Source organism: Ruegeria sp. G2, from assembly GCF_056533505.1.
In genome coordinates this window covers 157,322-173,560 of the sequence record NZ_JBQFON010000006.1, presented here as the reverse complement: position 1 = coordinate 173,560, position 16,239 = coordinate 157,322, and the positions used below count along the sequence as shown (strand labels likewise).

General features: G+C 56.6%; 18 protein-coding genes. 5 read left to right on the top strand and 13 right to left on the bottom strand.

Annotated elements, in window-relative coordinates:
* Nucleotides 1-111 precede the first annotated feature (111 nt).
* Both ACR0DU_RS12985 and ACR0DU_RS12980 read left to right on the top strand, forming a co-directional pair.
* Nucleotides 112-987, top strand: a complete 876-nt coding sequence (locus tag ACR0DU_RS12985) for an alpha/beta fold hydrolase (RefSeq protein ID WP_170780781.1) — start codon at nt 112-114, stop codon at nt 985-987.
* Between the two features lie 268 nt (nt 988-1,255).
* A complete protein-coding gene (locus tag ACR0DU_RS12980; protein WP_480875097.1) occupies nt 1,256-2,440 on the top strand; it encodes an adenylate/guanylate cyclase domain-containing protein in 1,185 nt (394 codons plus the stop codon).
* 53 nt (nt 2,441-2,493) lie between these two features.
* Here ACR0DU_RS12980 and nusG read toward each other — a convergent pair whose 3' ends face one another.
* The 7 genes from nusG to ACR0DU_RS12945 all read right to left on the bottom strand — a co-directional run bounded on the left by nusG (nt 2,494) and on the right by ACR0DU_RS12945 (nt 8,716).
* The gene (gene nusG / locus ACR0DU_RS12975; RefSeq protein WP_010440977.1) at nt 2,494-3,027 is read right to left on the bottom strand and encodes a transcription termination/antitermination protein NusG; all 534 of its coding nucleotides are present in this window, start codon (nt 3,025-3,027) and stop codon (nt 2,494-2,496) included.
* Between the two features lie 199 nt (nt 3,028-3,226).
* The gene (secE, locus tag ACR0DU_RS12970) at nt 3,227-3,424 is read right to left on the bottom strand and encodes a preprotein translocase subunit SecE (protein WP_010440974.1); all 198 of its coding nucleotides are present in this window, start codon (nt 3,422-3,424) and stop codon (nt 3,227-3,229) included.
* A gap of 79 nt (nt 3,425-3,503) precedes the next feature.
* A complete protein-coding gene (gene ccoS, locus ACR0DU_RS12965; RefSeq protein WP_010440972.1) occupies nt 3,504-3,662 on the bottom strand; it encodes a cbb3-type cytochrome oxidase assembly protein CcoS in 159 nt (52 codons plus the stop codon).
* A gap of 5 nt (nt 3,663-3,667) precedes the next feature.
* Nucleotides 3,668-5,845 carry a heavy metal translocating P-type ATPase gene (locus ACR0DU_RS12960; RefSeq protein WP_480875094.1) on the bottom strand — a complete coding sequence of 726 codons (2,178 nt, stop codon included), beginning with the start codon at nt 5,843-5,845 and terminating at the stop codon, nt 3,668-3,670.
* Between the two features lie 4 nt (nt 5,846-5,849).
* The gene (locus ACR0DU_RS12955) at nt 5,850-6,308 is read right to left on the bottom strand and encodes a FixH family protein (RefSeq protein ID WP_480875092.1); all 459 of its coding nucleotides are present in this window, start codon (nt 6,306-6,308) and stop codon (nt 5,850-5,852) included.
* Nucleotides 6,309-6,310: 2 nt separating this feature from the next.
* Nucleotides 6,311-7,738 carry a cytochrome c oxidase accessory protein CcoG gene (gene ccoG, locus ACR0DU_RS12950; RefSeq protein WP_480875091.1) on the bottom strand — a complete coding sequence of 476 codons (1,428 nt, stop codon included), beginning with the start codon at nt 7,736-7,738 and terminating at the stop codon, nt 6,311-6,313.
* 102 nt (nt 7,739-7,840) lie between these two features.
* Nucleotides 7,841-8,716: a LysR family transcriptional regulator gene (locus tag ACR0DU_RS12945; RefSeq protein ID WP_480875088.1), complete on the bottom strand. Its 876-nt coding sequence runs from the start codon at nt 8,714-8,716 to the stop codon at nt 7,841-7,843.
* Nucleotides 8,717-8,816: 100 nt separating this feature from the next.
* Here ACR0DU_RS12945 and ACR0DU_RS12940 point away from each other — a divergent pair, with 100 nt between their 5' ends.
* Nucleotides 8,817-8,975 (top strand): hypothetical protein, encoded by a 159-nt coding sequence (locus ACR0DU_RS12940; RefSeq protein WP_170780787.1) that lies wholly within the window; start codon nt 8,817-8,819, stop codon nt 8,973-8,975.
* 152 nt (nt 8,976-9,127) lie between these two features.
* Here the strand turns inward: ACR0DU_RS12940 and ccoP are convergent, their stop codons facing one another.
* The 4 genes from ccoP to ccoN are packed head-to-tail and all read right to left on the bottom strand — an operon-like array spanning nt 9,128 to nt 12,556.
* Nucleotides 9,128-9,991 (bottom strand): cytochrome-c oxidase, cbb3-type subunit III, encoded by an 864-nt coding sequence (ccoP, locus tag ACR0DU_RS12935; protein ID WP_170780788.1) that lies wholly within the window; start codon nt 9,989-9,991, stop codon nt 9,128-9,130.
* Entirely contained in the window at nt 9,988-10,194 is a 207-nt protein-coding gene (locus ACR0DU_RS12930; protein WP_010440962.1) for a CcoQ/FixQ family Cbb3-type cytochrome c oxidase assembly chaperone, read from the bottom strand. Before ACR0DU_RS12930 ends, ccoP begins: the two co-directional genes overlap by 4 nt.
* A gap of 11 nt (nt 10,195-10,205) precedes the next feature.
* Nucleotides 10,206-10,934 carry a cytochrome-c oxidase, cbb3-type subunit II gene (ccoO, locus tag ACR0DU_RS12925; protein WP_170476112.1) on the bottom strand — a complete coding sequence of 243 codons (729 nt, stop codon included), beginning with the start codon at nt 10,932-10,934 and terminating at the stop codon, nt 10,206-10,208.
* Nucleotides 10,935-10,948: 14 nt separating this feature from the next.
* The gene (ccoN, locus tag ACR0DU_RS12920; protein WP_010440957.1) at nt 10,949-12,556 is read right to left on the bottom strand and encodes a cytochrome-c oxidase, cbb3-type subunit I; all 1,608 of its coding nucleotides are present in this window, start codon (nt 12,554-12,556) and stop codon (nt 10,949-10,951) included.
* A gap of 193 nt (nt 12,557-12,749) precedes the next feature.
* Between ccoN and ACR0DU_RS12915 the strand changes: the two genes are divergently transcribed.
* On the top strand, nt 12,750-13,589 hold the full coding sequence (locus ACR0DU_RS12915; protein ID WP_480875084.1) for a universal stress protein: 840 nt from the start codon (nt 12,750-12,752) through the stop codon (nt 13,587-13,589).
* Between the two features lie 38 nt (nt 13,590-13,627).
* Here the strand turns inward: ACR0DU_RS12915 and ACR0DU_RS12910 are convergent, their stop codons facing one another.
* Both ACR0DU_RS12910 and fnrL read right to left on the bottom strand, forming a co-directional pair.
* On the bottom strand, nt 13,628-13,882 hold the full coding sequence (locus tag ACR0DU_RS12910; protein WP_010440953.1) for a GlsB/YeaQ/YmgE family stress response membrane protein: 255 nt from the start codon (nt 13,880-13,882) through the stop codon (nt 13,628-13,630).
* 45 nt (nt 13,883-13,927) lie between these two features.
* Complete coding sequence (gene fnrL / locus ACR0DU_RS12905) at nt 13,928-14,671, bottom strand: transcriptional regulator FnrL (RefSeq protein WP_010440951.1); 744 nt, start codon at nt 14,669-14,671, stop codon at nt 13,928-13,930.
* A gap of 61 nt (nt 14,672-14,732) precedes the next feature.
* On the opposite strand from fnrL, the gene hemN reads away from it, so the two are divergent.
* Entirely contained in the window at nt 14,733-16,088 is a 1,356-nt protein-coding gene (hemN, locus tag ACR0DU_RS12900) for an oxygen-independent coproporphyrinogen III oxidase (RefSeq protein ID WP_480875081.1), read from the top strand.
* The last annotated feature ends 151 nt before the right edge of the window (nt 16,089-16,239 follow it).

Below are 16,239 nucleotides of genomic sequence, written 5' to 3'. Positions count from 1 at the left end.
TTTGATACATTCACCCGTTTTTCAAATAGCCAAGCGTCTTTTGTGGAATATTGTGCTATCGATTGCCCATCCAAAGTGCTGAACCGACAACCGCCTAAAAAGGGGAAATCAATGATGAATACGACAGGCAGAGCAATGGCAATTGCCGTGCTGGTAGCGTCGGTCGGCACCGCGCACGGAGAAACCGCCGAGATCAATGGGTCTGATATCTATTATGAAACCGTCGGAGACGGGCCGCCAATTCTGATGATGCACGGCGGTCTCGGCCTAAGCCATGATTACCTGAGACCCTATTTCGATACATTGTCCGATACGCATACGGTTATTTACTATGACCATTTTGGCAATGGTCGCTCGGGCAGACCCGACGATTATTCTGAAATGACCTTTGACCGCCTGGTATCAGATGCCGCCGGGCTGATGGATCACCTGGGGCATGAAAAATTCACGCTGATCGGCCATTCCTACGGCGGTTTTATTGCCCAGGATTTTGCCACTCAAAATGCGGATCGGCTGGAGGGGCTTGTATTGATCGATACGGTCCCCGCGTTTGACTATGCGCCAACGATTTCCGGGCCAGACGAGCAAATGACGGCTTTTGGGAAGTTGTTCAGCCAGCCCATGGCCGACAATGATGATTGGCGGTCTACCTGGGGTGAAGTCGTCAAGCTCTACTTCAAGCAATATCCTGAAGATACTGGCGCGGATCTGGATGATCGAACCGTCTATGAGTATCAGGCCTGGAATGCCGCTGGCCCTCTTCTGGGCACATTCAACATGCTGGATAAACTGCCTGATGTGACTGTGCCGACTCTTGCCATGGCTGGTCAGCATGATGGCATTACGCCTCCCGGTCCTGGGGCCGAAAGAATTGGCGCATTGATGCCCAACGCCACAGTCGTAGTTTTCGAAGAATCTGCCCATTACCCATTCATAGAAGAGCAGGATGCCTTTTTTGCCAGTCTGAACGAATGGCTGAACCGATAGCAGAAACAGGCGGCGCCCTCGGGCACCGCTTTTGATTTTTTCAGGCAGAGCCCGAACAGGCGCGGCAGCCTACGGAGACCCAAATATGTTTGGGTTATTTGGTCAAAGATCGATTTTGAGACCCGTTCGATCACGTACCAGTCCCTGATAGTCGATTCCATTAGTCACAGCACTATCTTCGCGTGCTACTTGCGGTCTCGGACTAAGACCGCCACAATTATATCTAACGCGGAACGAACCTGACCCAGCATTCTATCGCGAGAGGCTTATGTTGCCCCCAGCATCCGAAGCGAACCAGCAACAGAACAAGGTTGATGCTCTGATCGAGTGGATGGTTGACGGAGCCCGACCAGCTGGAAATGCGGTCGAGATTATTGAAGGTATCTGCACGCGTCTGCTGGAAGCTGATGTGGCCATTGATCGGTTCGGTTTGTTCATTTGGACGCTGCACCCCAATCTGATGGGCCGGCGTTTCCTGTGGAAAGCAGGCGCTAGCGTCGACAGGGTCGATGCGCCGTCGCAACTGTTTACTACGGCTGTTTATACCGATAACCCTTTGCCGCACGTGATCGAGCGTCAGCAATCCATCCGTCGCCATCTGGAAGATCCAAACTGCCCTCAAGACTACATTATCGTCAGCGAACTGCGCGAGCAGGGATTCACGGACTACCTGGCGCAGCCGCTGATCTATCTAAATGGCGATACCCATGTCTGCACTTGGTCAAGTGCTACACCCGGTGGGTTTTCAGAGCGAGATCTGGCGATCCTGAACCGGGTTCGCGGTCCGCTCGCGCGCCTGACCGAGACCTATATGCTGCGGCTCGACGCGACTTACCTGCTGTCGACCTATGTTGGCCGTAACAGCGGCGCGCAGATACTCGATGGCAAGGTGCATCGCGGTGATGGCAGCACAATCGATGCCGTTATTCTGTTTGCAGACCTCAAGGGATTCACACATCTTTCAAATTCTGTTTCCGGAGATGCACTGGTTAGGCTGCTGAATGACAGCTTTGACTGCCTTGTTCCTTCGGTGATGGATCAGGGAGGAGAGATTCTGAAATTCATGGGCGACGGCTTTTTTGCCATCTTCCCAACCAACTCGGACCTTACCCCGAGCACTCAGATCACAGCCGCCATTACAGCAGTCCGCGAGGGTTTGGCGTCGCTGACCAATGCCGACTTCCAGCACAAGCTTGGCGTACGGACTGCAATCCATCACGGTCGTTTCCACTATGGCAATATAGGTGGCGGTGATCGGCTGGACTTCACGGCCATCGGCCCCGATGTCAATTTAACAGCCAGACTTGTGTCGGCGGCGACAGAACTGAATTGTGATCACGTCCTATCCGAAACCGCCGCTGCGTTTTTGCCAAAACTCTGCGAACCGGTCGGGACCGTGTCACTTAAGGGGTTTGGCGAAGATCAAACCGTTTGGCAGGTGAGTGGCCCGTAAACGCAAAAAAGGGTGCCGATAAGGCACCCCATCCAGTGGTTCAAAGAAACCAATCAGCTCTGCTTGGTCACCTGAGTGAAGTCCAGCTCGACCGGAGTTTCGCGGCCAAAGATCGAGACCGACACCTTCAGCTTCTGCGCCTCGTCGTCCACACCTTCGACCATGCCGTCGAAATCCTCGAACGGGCCGTCGTTGACCTTGACCTTCTCGCCAACCTCGAAGGTGATCATCAGCTTGGGCGCTTCTTCGCCTTCCTGAACGCGGTTGAGGATCTGGTTCACCTCAGCATCGCGCATCGGCATCGGGCGGCCCTGCGGGCCCAGGAAACCGGTGACACGGTTGATCGAGTTGACTAGATGATAGCCCTGATCCGACATTTCCATATGCACCAACACGTAACCGGGCATGAACCGGCGTTCGGTGGTAACCTTCTTGCCCCGGCGCACTTCGATCACCTCTTCGGTGGGCACCAGAACTTCGTCGATATCGTCCTCAAGGCCCTGTTCAGCCACCGACGTGCGGATCTGCTCTGCGATCTTCTTTTCGAAATTCGAAAGAACGCTGACCGAGTACCACCGTTTCGCCATGAACCTGTCGTCCTTGTTTGCCTTTGGCGCGTTCGAACCAGGCGAAGCACCGTCATTGAAATTCTATCACGTCACCCGGAATAAAAAGCGGCGCGCAGCTCGAATCGCCGCACGCCCATTCCGAATAGTTCCGTGTCACCTACTCTGACACAGCGCGCTGTGCAAGGGGCAATGGCGTTTCCACCCGCCCCGAACGGGCTTAGCTGAACGCGCCTAGGACCAGTTGCAGACCACCACGAATGCCCAGATCGACCAGTGCAAAAAACACAGCAGTCAGCGCTGCCATGATGAACACCATGACCGTGGTCAACAGCACCTCGCGACGGGTCGGCCAGACGACCTTTGCAACTTCGGCTCGGACCTGCTGAATGAACTGGATCGGGTTTGTGGTTGCCATGAGGCTACAATCTCTCTGCTTGCGGATGGGCCGGACATAGCCGGGCATTGCGGCAATTTCAAGGGCTGTTGGCACCGCGTCAGGGCTTGGGCTTGTCATCCCATTCGTCGCTGAGGATGCGGCGCGCATCACCTTCGGGATCTTCATACTGGTTCGAGCGCACGGTGTAGATAAAGGCGATAAGACCAACTGCGCCCAAAAGCAGCGAAATCGGGATCAGATAAGCAAGCACTTCCATCGGGGTTACCTCAGCCGCAAGGCGTTCAGTGACACCGTAATCGACGAGGTCGACATCGCCAAGGCTGCGATCAGAGGGGTTGCCAATCCGGCGACGGCCAGCGGGACAGCGATCACGTTATAGACAGTGGCAATGCGGAAGTTCTCGCGAATCCGGCGCGTCGCCTTGACAGCAGTTTCGCAGGCCTCGGCAATCGGAGACAGATCGTTGCCCAGCAGCACGATATCCGACGCCACCCGTGCGGCATCCAATGCGCTGGCAGGAGAGATGGATACATGCGCTGCCGCCAGTGCGGCCGTATCGTTCAGCCCATCGCCTACCATCAGAACGTGCCGACCCTGATCGCTCAGGTCCTGCACCTTGGCGGCTTTGTCCTGAGGCAAGGCCTGTGCGATCCAGTTCTGGATGCCAAGCTTGTCAGCCAAGGCCTGAACTGCGGGGTGCGTGTCGCCGGATATCAGGATGACGTCTTTTCCCGCCTTCCGAAACGCGGCGATGGCTTCGGCGGCACCCGCGCGCAGGCTATCCGTGAATGTAAAGCGCAACGGGGTTTGCGACCCTATGGCCAGCCAAGCTGCGGTCTGCTCACAATCTTTGCCTCCGACCCAGGCTGCACGACCCAGCCGGACGCGCTGTTCCTGATACATGCCTTCGGTGCCATAGCCCGGCACCTCAACCACATCACGCAATATCGCAGGCTTTATCCCGACCCCACGCGCCGCCTTTGCAAGAGCAATCGACAGCGGATGGGAAGAGGCCGCAGCCAATGCCAGCGCGACTTCCAGATCAGCGCGGGAATGATCGCCGAGATTGGTCAGCTCGGGCGTCCCTGAAGTAAGCGTGCCGGTCTTGTCGAACACCACCGTGTCCACCTCGGCAAGGCGTTCAAGGGCGGTGGCGTGTTTGATCAGCATCCCGTTCCGAAATAACCGGCCCGAGGCCGCTGTGGTTACTGCTGGCACCGCCAGCCCCAATGCGCAGGGGCACGTGATGATCAAAACCGCCGCTGCGATGTTCAGCGCGGTGCGAATATCACCGGAATAGATATACCATCCTAAAAAGCTGAGCGCCGAAAGGATGTGCACCCCCGGCGCGTAAAGATTGGCCGCCTTGTCCGCCAGCGAGGTATAGCGTGACCGGCCCGACTCTGCGATGGCAACCAGATCGGCCATACGGTGCAGCGAGGTATCCTCGCCGACGGCGGTCGCACGGATGGTCAAAGGGCCGGTCAGGTTGACCTCACCTGCGCTGACACGCAGCCCAGCTTCGGCAAAGACAGGAAGGGTTTCCCCGGTCAGCAGCGATCGGTCCAGCTCGGACCGGCCCGAGGTAATTTCGCCATCCACCGGCATACGCCCGCCGGGACGAACCAAGATCAGATCACCTACGCTCAGGTTAGCGACGGCGACCTCCTGTTCTGAACCATCCTCCAGACGAATGGCGCGGGGGACTTCCAGTGCTGTAAGCTCTTCGGCAGCCGATCGCGCAGCGGCACGAGTGCGATAATCTAGATACCGACCCGCCAGCAGGAAAAATGTCAGCGTCAAGGCCGCATCAAAATACGCGTGTTCACCGCTGAGCGCGGTTTCCCAAAGTGAGGTGACCAGCGCCAGCAGGATCGCCAAAACAATCGGCACATCCATATTCAACCGGCGCACGCGCAGCGCGCTCCAGGCGTTGGCAAAGAAAGGTTGGGCCGAGAACGCTATTGCAGGCAAGGCAATCGCAGCCGATATCCAGTGGAACATGTCGCGCGTCGCATCGGTGGCACCAGACCAGACCGAAACCGACAACAGCATCACGTTCATCGAGGCAAACCCCGCAACCGCGAGCCGCATCAGAAGATCGCGCCCAGCCTTATCCGATTGCGTGGCCGACAGGGCACCCGGATCCAGTTCGTGTGCTTCAAAACCGGCACGTTCCAGCACTGGTATCAGATCAACCGCACGTGTATCGGGTGTCGCTTTAATCATCGCGCGTTTCAGCGTCAGATTGACCCTCGCACCCTCTACACCGGGATGAGCATTCAACTCGCGTTCGACAGTGGAGATACAGGCCGAGCAATGGATACCTGGCAGCGACAGCGCGATTTGCACGTCCTCGGGGATTGGCCGGGCCGGTTCCGCCGCGGTCGCGACACAACCGGGACAAGCTGCCCGAGCTGGAGTAACTTGCGCTGTCATCCCTCTAACCCTTCACATAAAGCGGCACGCGTTGCGCAAACTCGGTACCGTCTTTCGCTTTAGCCACAAGGCGAATATTCCAGTTTCCTTTACCCAGCGCAGCTGGGGCGGCATAGGTGATACCGTCAAAGGTGAAGTCAGGTGAGAAGTCATCTTTGACGTGGGTAGCGCGCCCGACTACGGCTTGCAATTCTGCCACCTCAACTGGTGAACCAGTCTGATCGGTGATACGCAATACCAGCAAACCACCGGTCAACTCAGCCCTGATATCCCAGCCCAGCGCCTGCTGTTCCTGCAAGCGTTCGTTGAACTCCTGGCTGGCAACGTAGGAGTTCTTGACTTCCAAACCCGGGAACGTCTTTACCGCGCTATAGGCCAGTACGAGATTTACCGCGATGATCACGCCAAAGGCCGCGACAAATACCGCCAGTGCGTGTTTGCCAGTGAATTGACGCTCTGCCATTGTCAGTTTCCTCGCCCATTGAACGTGGTGTCTTTGTATGCGCGCTCACCACTTTCCAGATCTTCGACCCAGATGCGAACTGATGTGCTGTCAACCGCTGCGGGCCCGGTGTCTTTCGCTGCTGTAATATAAACGCGCGTCAATTGTGCCGTATCTGCCGTGACATTTACAGTGTCACCTTCGACGCCCTCGATTTCGACCTGCAGCGACGGATCACCGGCAAGCGACAGTTTAAAGGCCCGTTCCTCGCCATGCTTGTTACGCAGGCGTACGTCATAGGTATTGCGGATCGTACCATCGGAAAGGGTTACGAAAGTCGGGTTCCGTACCGGAGCCACAGTCAGGTCGATATCCGACCGGATGAACAGGGCGAAGAGCAAGGCGAAACCAACCAGCGACCACAAAGAGGTATAAAGGATCGTGCGCGGACGCAGGATGTGTTTCCACACATTCTTGGGCGGATGACCTTCGCGTTCACGCGTTTCGTCACTCAGCGCCATGTAATCGATCAGGCCACGTGGCTTGCCGATCTTGGCCATCATGTCGTCGCAGGCATCGATGCAAAGAGCGCAGGTGATGCATTCCAGTTGCTGACCGTCGCGGATATCGATCCCTACCGGACAGACATTGACGCAAGCCATACAATCGATGCAATCGCCCAGCTCGCTGTCAGCGGTGCGTTTGCCCTTGCCACGCGGTTCACCCCGCCATTCACGGTAGCCGACGACCAGGGTATCCTCGTCCATCATCGCGGCCTGAATGCGCGGCCATGGGCAGGCATAGATGCAGATTTGTTCGCGCGCGAAGCCTCCAAAGAAGAAGGTTGTACCTGTCAGGATCAGCATTGTCGTGTAAGCGACGGGATGCGCATTGCCGGTGACCAAATCACGCGCCAGTGTTGGGGCATCCGCAAAATAGAAAACCCACGCGCCGCCGGTTGCCAGCCCGATAAAGAACCAAACTAACCATTTGGTCAGTCGCAGACGCGCTTTGCGGAAATCCAGCTTCTTTTGGCGATGCAGGCGCAGACGCGCATTGCGGTCGCCTTCGATCCAGCGTTCAACAAGAATATAGAGGTCGGTCCACACCGTCTGAGGGCAAGCATATCCGCACCAGACCCGACCCAGTGCCGAGGTAAAAAGAAACAACCCCAATCCCGCCATGATCAAAAGCCCGGCAACAAAATAGAACTCGTGCGGCCAGATTTCGATCCAGAAGAAATAAAAACGTCGGTTCGCCAGATCCAGTAAAACAGCCTGATCAGGAAGGCTTGGCCCTCGATCCCATCTGATCCACGGCGTTACATAGTAGATGCCCAGTGTCACCGCCATAATGATCCACTTAAGGTTCCGGAATGGACCGGATACCCGTCTTGGGAAAATTGGTTCTCTGGCGGCGTAAAGGCTGGGGGTCGGGTTGGAATCGCTCACAGGCTGGCTCCGGGACTGGCTCTTCTGAGTGTGCGTTCTTCCAGATCACAAGCATAGGGACTTTGACATGGGTCAAAACGCGCATCGTACAGATACCTTTTATCACGTTTCACGTGCTTGACGTCTAAGCCAGCCGGCAAAAGTTCTGACAGCAGGCCTAAGTGCCGAATTTGCCGTCACAATATGGTATCCGCGCGCATCGGGCTCTGCATAGAGCTCCACAATGCGCCCAGCTTTGATGTCTTGCTCGACGAAATGTCGCACGGTCACCGTGACCCCCTGCCCGGCGCGCAAACCATCCAGAACCAGATTGCCAGGCAGCTGAGTCCGACCTGCACCGCGTTCTGGACCGACGCCGTGCTCGGCCAACCAAGACGTTGCCTCGGTGGTGCCAACCTCTTCCAACCACGGCAGCTGCGCCAGCTCCGACGGGGTCAATGACGTCTTACCCCCCAGAAGTTTCGGCGCGGCGACAATCACCACCGGCGATTGCAACAGCATTTCTGAATGTACCCCCGACCAACCTCCGGGGCCGTAGCGGATCGCAATGTCCACTCCGCCTGGGCGCAAATCAACCACTTCGGCGGACGGGTCGAGGATCAGATTCACCTCGGGGTGGGATTCGCGAAACGCCGGAAGGCGTGGCATCAGCCATGAGGCCGCGAAAGAGGATGTCAGTGATACATGAACTGGGCGATCCAGGCCGGATCTGGACAGATCGCCGACCGCAGCCTCGATCGCACCAAAGCCAAGTTGCAAGGCGCGGGCCAGATGCTCTCCGTCCGCTGTCAGCGTCAAGGCTTTGCCGCTGCGATCCAACAGGGCTGCGCCAAGATACTTTTCCAGCACGCGCAACTGCTGGCTAATGGCGGCATGACTGACGTTCAGCGCGGCCCCGGCTTCGACAACATTACGCTTCTCAGCAAAGGCAGCAAAAGCGCGCAGCGCGGCGAGTGGAGGAAGTTTGAGCCAATCCATATGTAATCCATACTTACATGTTGGAAAGGTTATTGAGTCGCATTTTCGGCGTCAAAGGTCAATCTATTCGGCAGAAACAACGCCACATAGGAGGCAAGCCATGCTGACTGTATTTGCCCGATCTTTCATGAACGCGACCCGCATCGACGCTCCGCACATTCGAGAGGCTCCTAAGCCGGGTTTCCGTAAGCGCCGGTGGCTGCCCGAGAGTCATTGGTGGAGAGAAAGCCCGCGCGGGGTGGATCTGAACAACCTCTGATGGCGTCTTAGATCCCCACACTAGACCGCAGCCTGACGCGGCCCTATTGTTTGGAAAATCGGCACCGGCTGTTCTGGAAACGCGCGAACAGATTGAACAGCCGGTGCCTCAGCCTTCGGGCGGAAAACCGCCCGGAGGTGTTCTTTTAGCCTCTACTGACCACCACCCAACTGGTGGACATAGGACGTAACGGCGCGGATTTGCGCGTCAGTCAAACGATTTTCCCATGGGGGCATCACACCAAAGCGGCTGTAGGTGACCGTTTCAGTCAGAGCCTCTTCACTGCCACCATAAAGCCAGATCGCATCCGTCAGGTTTGGTGCACCTTGCGTGACGTCGCCTTTGCCATCCTCGCCGTGGCACGATGCACAGTTGTCCTCGAACACAACCTTACCTGCCTGCGCCGCCGCATCGTCGGTCTGCGCATTTGTCAGAGACATGACGTATTGGACTACCTGAGTGATGTCGTCTTGCTCGAGGATCTCACCAAAGGCCGGCATCTCAGAATAGCGCGCATCGTCGCTTTCCTCGTTCCGGATACCGTGGGCGATGGTGTACTCGATATCTTCAAGCGTACCACCCCACAGCCAGGCGTCATCCAGCAGGTTCGGGAAGCCCGGCGCGCCTTGCGCACCCGAGCCATGGCACTGCGCGCACCAGGTCCGGAACACGGCACCGCCAGAGTTCACAGCGTATTGCTGAAGCTCTGCATCCGCCGAAATCTGTTCCAGCGGTGTCTCCACCAGCTTGGCATTCCACGGCGCGTTCGCTTCTTCAAAAGCGACCATTTCTTGCTGCACCAGCTCGCGCGAAGACCAGCCCAATACACCGGCGGTTGCCGATTGAACCAGAGGCCACGCTGGATACATGATCGTATAGATCACGCCCCAGAGAATGGTCGCATAGAACGTCCACAGCCACCAACGCGGCATCGGGTTGTCGAACTCTTCGATACCGTCCCAGCTGTGACCTGTGGTATTCGGATCGCCCGGCTGTTTTTCAGGTGTTTTGCTCATTGCCGCGCCTCCTTGGATGTGGCGGGTTTGTCTTGCTGAGGTGCGGGGGCATCCACATGTCGGAACGGGATATTGGCCGTGTCCTTGTATTCCTTGCTGGCACCGGGGCGGAAAACCCAGATCACGATGCCCAGAAAGAACGTAAACAGCAGCAACAGCATCCAGCTATCCGCAAACTGTCTTAGGAGAGTGTATTCTTCCATCTTATCCCTCCTTAGCGGCTTGCATCTGGCGTAAACGTCGAGAAGTCGACCAATGTACCCAGCATCTGCAGATAGGCGACCAACGCGTCAGTTTCCGTTAGTTCGGGCTGACCATCAAAATTGCGCACGTTCACCTTGTCACCATAGCGCTCCAAAAGACCGTCGTAGTCGCTGTCCGGATCCGCCTGAGCACGGAAGTCTGCCAGCGCGTTCTCCAGCATCTCATCGGTGTAAGGCGTGCCGACCATTGCATTCGCGGCCATGACATCACCGATGTACTTACCGTCGATCTTGCGACGCTCGAGATAACCATACTTGGGCATCACCGATTCCGGGACCACCGATTGCGGATCACGCAGGTGATCAACTTGCCATTGATCCGAGTATCGGCCGCCGACGCGTGCCAGATCAGGTCCGGTACGCTTCGATCCCCACTGGAACGGATGGTCATACATCGACTCGGCCGCCAGAGAATAGTGGCCATAGCGTTCGACCTCGTCCCGCATCGGGCGGATCATTTGGCTGTGGCAGACATAGCATCCTTCTCGGATGTAGATGTCACGCCCCGCCAGTTCCAGAGGAGTGTAAGGGCGCATGCCCTCCACCTTCTCGATGGTGTTCTCAAGATAGAACAGAGGTGCGATTTGAACGATACCACCGATGGTTACGACCAAGAAGCTGAAGATCAGCAGGAGGGTCGCGTTGGTCTCGAGGATCTTGTGTTTGTCGAGAATTGCCATTGCTCCGGCCCTCCTTATTCAGCCGGGACCGCGACGGTCAGGCTGGCCTCTTTGGCCGGTGCCTTCCGCACAGTCATCCACAGGTTGTAGCACATGATCAGCGAGCCAGCGAGGAACATCACCCCACCCAAACCACGTACAACGTACATTGGGAACTTGGCAGCCACGGTGTCAGCAAACGAATTCACCAGGAAGCCGTTGGCATCCACTTCACGCCACATCAGACCTTCCATGATACCAGTGACCCACATCGACGCGGCGTAGAGCACGATACCGATTGTGGCGAGCCAGAAATGCCAGCTGACCATCTGCAGCGAATACAGGCGGTCCCGTTTCCACAGGACGGGCACCAGATAGTACAGCGCACCGAAGGTGATCATTCCGTTCCAGCCCAGCGCACCCGAGTGTACGTGACCAATAGTCCAGTCGGTGTAGTGAGACAGGCTGTTCACCGCACGGATCGACATCATCGGACCTTCGAAAGTGGACATGCCGTAGAAGCCGACCGAGATGACCATCATCCGGATCACTGGGTCTGTGCGCAGCTTGTCCCATGCGCCGGACAGGGTCATCAGACCGTTGATCATGCCACCCCAAGAAGGCATCCACAGGATCACCGAGAAAACCATGCCCAGCGTCGAGGCCCAATCCGGCAGCGCGGTATAGTGCAGGTGGTGCGGACCGGCCCAGATATACAGGAAGATCAGCGCCCAGAAGTGGATGATCGACAGTTTGTAGCTGAACACCGGACGCTCGGCTTGTTTCGGGATGAAGTAGTACATCATGCCCAGGAAGCCTGCGGTCAGGAAGAAGCCCACGGCGTTGTGGCCATACCACCATTGGATCATGGCGTCTTGGACACCTGACCAGACGATGACAGATTTCGAACCCCAGATGCTGACTGGAATGGTCATGTTATTGACCAGATGCAGCATGGCGACGGTCACGATGAATGCCAGATAGAACCAGTTAGCCACGTAGATGTGGGGTTCTTTCCGTTTGATGATCGTGCCCAGATAGACAGCCAGATAAGCAACCCAGACAACGGTCAGCCATAGGTCGACATACCATTCAGGTTCCGCATATTCTTTCGACTGAGTTCCACCCAGCAGGTAACCGGTCGCCGCCAGAACGATAAACAGCTGATAGCCCCAGAACACGAACCAGGCCAGGTTTCCGCCCCACAGACGTGCGGCACTTGTGCGCTGTACGACATAGAACGAGGTTGCGATCAGCGCGTTACCACCAAAGGCGAAGATAACCGCCGACGTGTGTAATGGCCGCAAACGTCCAAAGTTCATATACCCTTGCGCCCATTCGAAGTTCAGCGACGGAAAGGCCAGCTGGAACGCAATGAATGTCCCCGCAAGGAACCCGACCACACCCCAAAAGGCGGTTGCGATCACGCCATAGCGGATCACGCCATCCATATATTCCGCCGAGCGATCTACAAGAATATCTGGCTCATCGGTGTTTCTAAGCGTCCAAATGAACAATCCGGCAGCGATGATCATCACCAGAATTGCGTGCACCTGATACGCCAAATCCCGTGCATAATTGGACCCAATGGCTGCGAACAGCACAACCAGCCCAAGCACGATCAGCTTGATGTAATTTGACATATTGCGTCCCTTTGCCATGCCCCGCGCGATTCTTCATGCCACACGGAACCCTTTTGACTGCGTGTCGTAATGCAGTGATGCCAATTGTGCTGCTTTGATCTGTGTCAAGACAACCCCCTGTTTTCTGTGAGAGGTATTTTCCAGAGACAAACACACGTTCCGCATTAAGGAGCGTCGGAATAATGAGGTCGACATGGCATACAAATCCCTGCTTACGGTCATGACAGAAACCAAGATTTCCCAAACGGCTCTGGCACAGATGATCGCCTTGGCCGACGGGCAAGACGCCCATGCCGAAGCGCTGTGCCTTGGGGTCGACCGCAGTCAGACCGGGTATTACTACGCCGGGGCCAATGCACTGATCCTGCAGGAAACCCTGAGTCGCGCAAACGCCGAGGCGGATGAAATCCTCAAATTTGCTCAGGACTATCTTGGCAAATCGGGGGTGCGTTGGTCGGCTGAAAATGGGGTAGCACAGATTGCCGATATTGGCCGACACGTCGCCCGTCGCGCGCGTTTTTCAGATCTAGTGATATTGCCGCGCCCATACGGAAAGGATCGCGACGCCGAGGCCGAACCGATTGTTGAGGCCGCCATGTTCGAGGGCCACGCCCCGGTATTACTGGTACCGGACGAAATTGAGCCGATCTCCTCACCCAAAACCATAATGGTAGGCTGGAATGAAAGCATCGAAGCGATGCGCGCCATCCGCTGCGCCCTTCCCTTCCTGAAGCAGGCCGAGCTTACACGGATTGTCGTCATTGACCCGCCACGTCATGGGCCCGATCGCTCGGACCCGGGTGGGCTGTTGTCTCAAATGTTGGCGCGGCACGGCGTGAAATGCGAGATTGATGTGCTGAGCAAAACCATGACACGCGTTTCGGATATTCTTAATCGTCATGCTGCCGATACCGAGGCCGACATGATCGTAATGGGCGCCTACGGGCACTCGCGCTTTCGCGAGGCCATTCTGGGCGGTGCGACTCGGAACATGCTTGAACAATCCCAAGTGCCGGTCTTTCTGGCGCATTGATCAAATTGCAAAAACCGCCCTATCGGGGCGGTTTTTTCTCAAGCCTTGCGGATCAGGCCGATTAGGAACAGAAGAATCACTGCGCCGGCCGTCGCAAAGAAAATCGAAGAGAGCAGCCCACCACCGACGCCAAAGCCCAAAGCGGGAAAAATCGTGCCGGCCAAAAATGCGCCGACGACTCCGACGATGATGTTGCCAATCAGGCCGAACCCGCGGCCTTCCATGATCTTTCCGGACAGCCACCCGGCAATCGCGCCGATAAACAACATGGCCAATACACCGCTGAATTCCATTGTTGGCTCCTGTTTGTTTTGGGACCTTAGTCAGATCATTGGATATCAGACCAGAAATCCGCCATCCGAATCGTCACCCGCCTCTTCCATCAAACGCCCCATATCTGGGATCGTGACATGGCGTTTGCTTTCCAACAAGATGACCTTGTCCTTCTTGAGGGCTGAGATTTGTCTGCTAACAGTCTCAAGTGTCAGGCCTAGGTAGTCTGCCATCGCCTCTCGTGTCAGAGGAAGGTCGAATACAATCGGGCCGACAGTGCCGGACGAATGAAGTGACGCGTCCCTACGCGCAATGATCGAGAGAAGGCTGGCAATCTTTTCCCGCGCAGTTTTGCGCCCAAGCACCAGCATCCATTCACGCGCGGCATCCAACTCGTCCAGAGTCATCTGCAACAGGCGCTGCGCGATATGCGGTGTCGTCACCATCAGTTCTTCAAAAGGTTTTTTCCGAAAACAGCACATCACCAAATCGGTCGTCGCAACCACGTCATACGGCGCGTTTTCACGCCCGGGTCGCCCAACGAAATCACTAGGCAAGAGCAAGCCCACCATCTGTGTGCGCCCGTCTTCCATCGTCTGTGTCAGAGACGCAATTCCGGATACGACAGAACCGACAAAGTTCATCGGATCTCCGGACCAGATGACTGTCTGCCCGGCCTCGAAGCTGCGGTAGTACTTGATGCTCTCAAGTTCCTCCAGCTCATCCTTTTCACAATGCGCGCACACCGCGCGATGCCGTATCGGGCATTCTGCGCAATTTGTGTGGTCGAATTGGGCCTTGAGTGTCATTCGCGTTTCCATTTGATTTCGGTCAAAGTACCCTGAGCCCTCCCGCTATAGTCATATCGCCATGACACTGAAACCTCAATTGGCACGGCTTGGACTTTTTGACGCGAAAGTACCGCGTTACACAAGCTATCCCACCGCCCCCCACTTTAGCAATGACGTGGGGGCTGACTTGTTTGCCGACTGGATTTCCGGGATTGCCCCCGGCAGTTCGATCTCGCTTTATATCCACGTACCCTTCTGCCGCAGGCTGTGCTGGTTTTGCGCCTGCCGGACCCAAGGCACCCAGACGGATAACCCTGTTATTGCCTATGTGGACGTTCTAAAAGCCGAACTGGACCTGCTGGCCGCGCGTTTGCCCGAGGGTGTTACGCTTTCTCGGCTACATTGGGGTGGCGGCACGCCGACTCTGTTGAATGCGGACCTGATGCGCGAGTTGGCAGGACGGATTCTTGAGGTCGTCCCGCTGGGTCCAGATGCGGAATTCTCGGTTGAAATAGATCCGAATGAGATCGACGAAGCCAGATTGGATGCGCTGGCCGAGGCCGGGATGAACCGCGCCTCGATCGGCGTGCAGGATTTCGATGATGAAATCCAGAAAACCATCGGCCGCATTCAAAGCTACGATACCACTCGCAAAGCGGCCGAGATGATCCGCGCACGTGGAATTGCCAGCCTGAACGCGGATATCCTATATGGTCTGCCCCACCAGACCAAAGCGCGCATGACCGAAAGCGTGCAAAAGCTACTTTCCCTGAACCCGGATCGAGTCGCACTTTATGGCTATGCGCACGTGCCTTGGATGGCCAAGCGCCAGCAACTGATTCCATCAGATGCGCTCCCCACGCCAGAGCAGCGACTGGAATTGTTCGAAACGGCCCGGCGACTGTTTCTGTGGGACAATTACGCTGAAATTGGGATCGACCACTTTGCGACACAGGATGATGGTCTGACCCATGCGCTGCGCGCTGGCCGACTGAAACGGAATTTTCAGGGTTACACGGACGATCAGGCCCCGATCCTGATTGGCCTAGGCGCAAGCTCAATTTCACGTTTCCCGCAAGGCTACGCGCAGAATGCTCCGGCAACATCAGCCCACACGAAGGCCATTCGCGAAGGGCGGTTTTCGACGTCGCGTGGGCACTTGTTCAAAGGTCAAGATATCCTGCGGTCGCGCCTGATCGAGGCGCTGATGTGTGATTTCCAAATCAATTCGAACGAGATTCTACGCGACTACGACATCTCGGCCGCTGAGCTGCAGCAGATGTACGCCAAGGCGAATGCAGCCTTTGACGGACTGCTGCGCGTTGATGAAAACGGCTTGTTCATCCCGCCCGAAGCGCGCGCTCTCACCCGCATGATCGCACGTAGCTTCGACGCATATGATCTGAGTAAGGCTGGGCATAGTTCCGCGATCTGAACACACTTCGGCAGGTCGTTTTTCGCGACCTGCCCTTCGAATCCAGCACGGGGGCTTGACGCATGCCTTCGGTTTTCTCCACACTCAAGGGGTGGAGAGGACCGCCTCTTCACAGCCTGAGGCAGGCAAACGCAGACAGTTCTTGCCGACG

What these genes read in the sequence shown, in the direction of transcription:
- secE (WP_010440974.1), bottom strand. Translation starts at nt 3,424, where the DNA reads ATGGCAACCACAAACCCGATCCAGTTCATTCAGCAGGTCCGAGCCGAA.
- ccoN (WP_010440957.1), bottom strand. Translation starts at nt 12,556, where the DNA reads ATGTCAAATTACATCAAGCTGATCGTGCTTGGGCTGGTTGTGCTGTTC.
- ACR0DU_RS12945 (WP_480875088.1), bottom strand. Translation starts at nt 8,716, where the DNA reads ATGGATTGGCTCAAACTTCCTCCACTCGCCGCGCTGCGCGCTTTTGCT.
- hemN (WP_480875081.1), top strand. Translation starts at nt 14,733, where the DNA reads ATGACACTGAAACCTCAATTGGCACGGCTTGGACTTTTTGACGCGAAA.
- ccoS (WP_010440972.1), bottom strand. Translation starts at nt 3,662, where the DNA reads ATGGAAGTGCTTGCTTATCTGATCCCGATTTCGCTGCTTTTGGGCGCA.
- ACR0DU_RS12940 (WP_170780787.1), top strand. Translation starts at nt 8,817, where the DNA reads ATGCTGACTGTATTTGCCCGATCTTTCATGAACGCGACCCGCATCGAC.
- ACR0DU_RS12980 (WP_480875097.1), top strand. Translation starts at nt 1,256, where the DNA reads ATGTTGCCCCCAGCATCCGAAGCGAACCAGCAACAGAACAAGGTTGAT.
- ACR0DU_RS12930 (WP_010440962.1), bottom strand. Translation starts at nt 10,194, where the DNA reads ATGGAAGAATACACTCTCCTAAGACAGTTTGCGGATAGCTGGATGCTG.
- ACR0DU_RS12960 (WP_480875094.1), bottom strand. Translation starts at nt 5,845, where the DNA reads ATGACAGCGCAAGTTACTCCAGCTCGGGCAGCTTGTCCCGGTTGTGTC.
- ACR0DU_RS12955 (WP_480875092.1), bottom strand. Translation starts at nt 6,308, where the DNA reads ATGGCAGAGCGTCAATTCACTGGCAAACACGCACTGGCGGTATTTGTC.
- ccoP (WP_170780788.1), bottom strand. Translation starts at nt 9,991, where the DNA reads ATGAGCAAAACACCTGAAAAACAGCCGGGCGATCCGAATACCACAGGT.
- nusG (WP_010440977.1), bottom strand. Translation starts at nt 3,027, where the DNA reads ATGGCGAAACGGTGGTACTCGGTCAGCGTTCTTTCGAATTTCGAAAAG.
- ccoO (WP_170476112.1), bottom strand. Translation starts at nt 10,934, where the DNA reads ATGGCAATTCTCGACAAACACAAGATCCTCGAGACCAACGCGACCCTC.
- fnrL (WP_010440951.1), bottom strand. Translation starts at nt 14,671, where the DNA reads ATGACACTCAAGGCCCAATTCGACCACACAAATTGCGCAGAATGCCCG.
- ACR0DU_RS12910 (WP_010440953.1), bottom strand. Translation starts at nt 13,882, where the DNA reads ATGGAATTCAGCGGTGTATTGGCCATGTTGTTTATCGGCGCGATTGCC.
- ACR0DU_RS12985 (WP_170780781.1), top strand. Translation starts at nt 112, where the DNA reads ATGATGAATACGACAGGCAGAGCAATGGCAATTGCCGTGCTGGTAGCG.
- ACR0DU_RS12915 (WP_480875084.1), top strand. Translation starts at nt 12,750, where the DNA reads ATGGCATACAAATCCCTGCTTACGGTCATGACAGAAACCAAGATTTCC.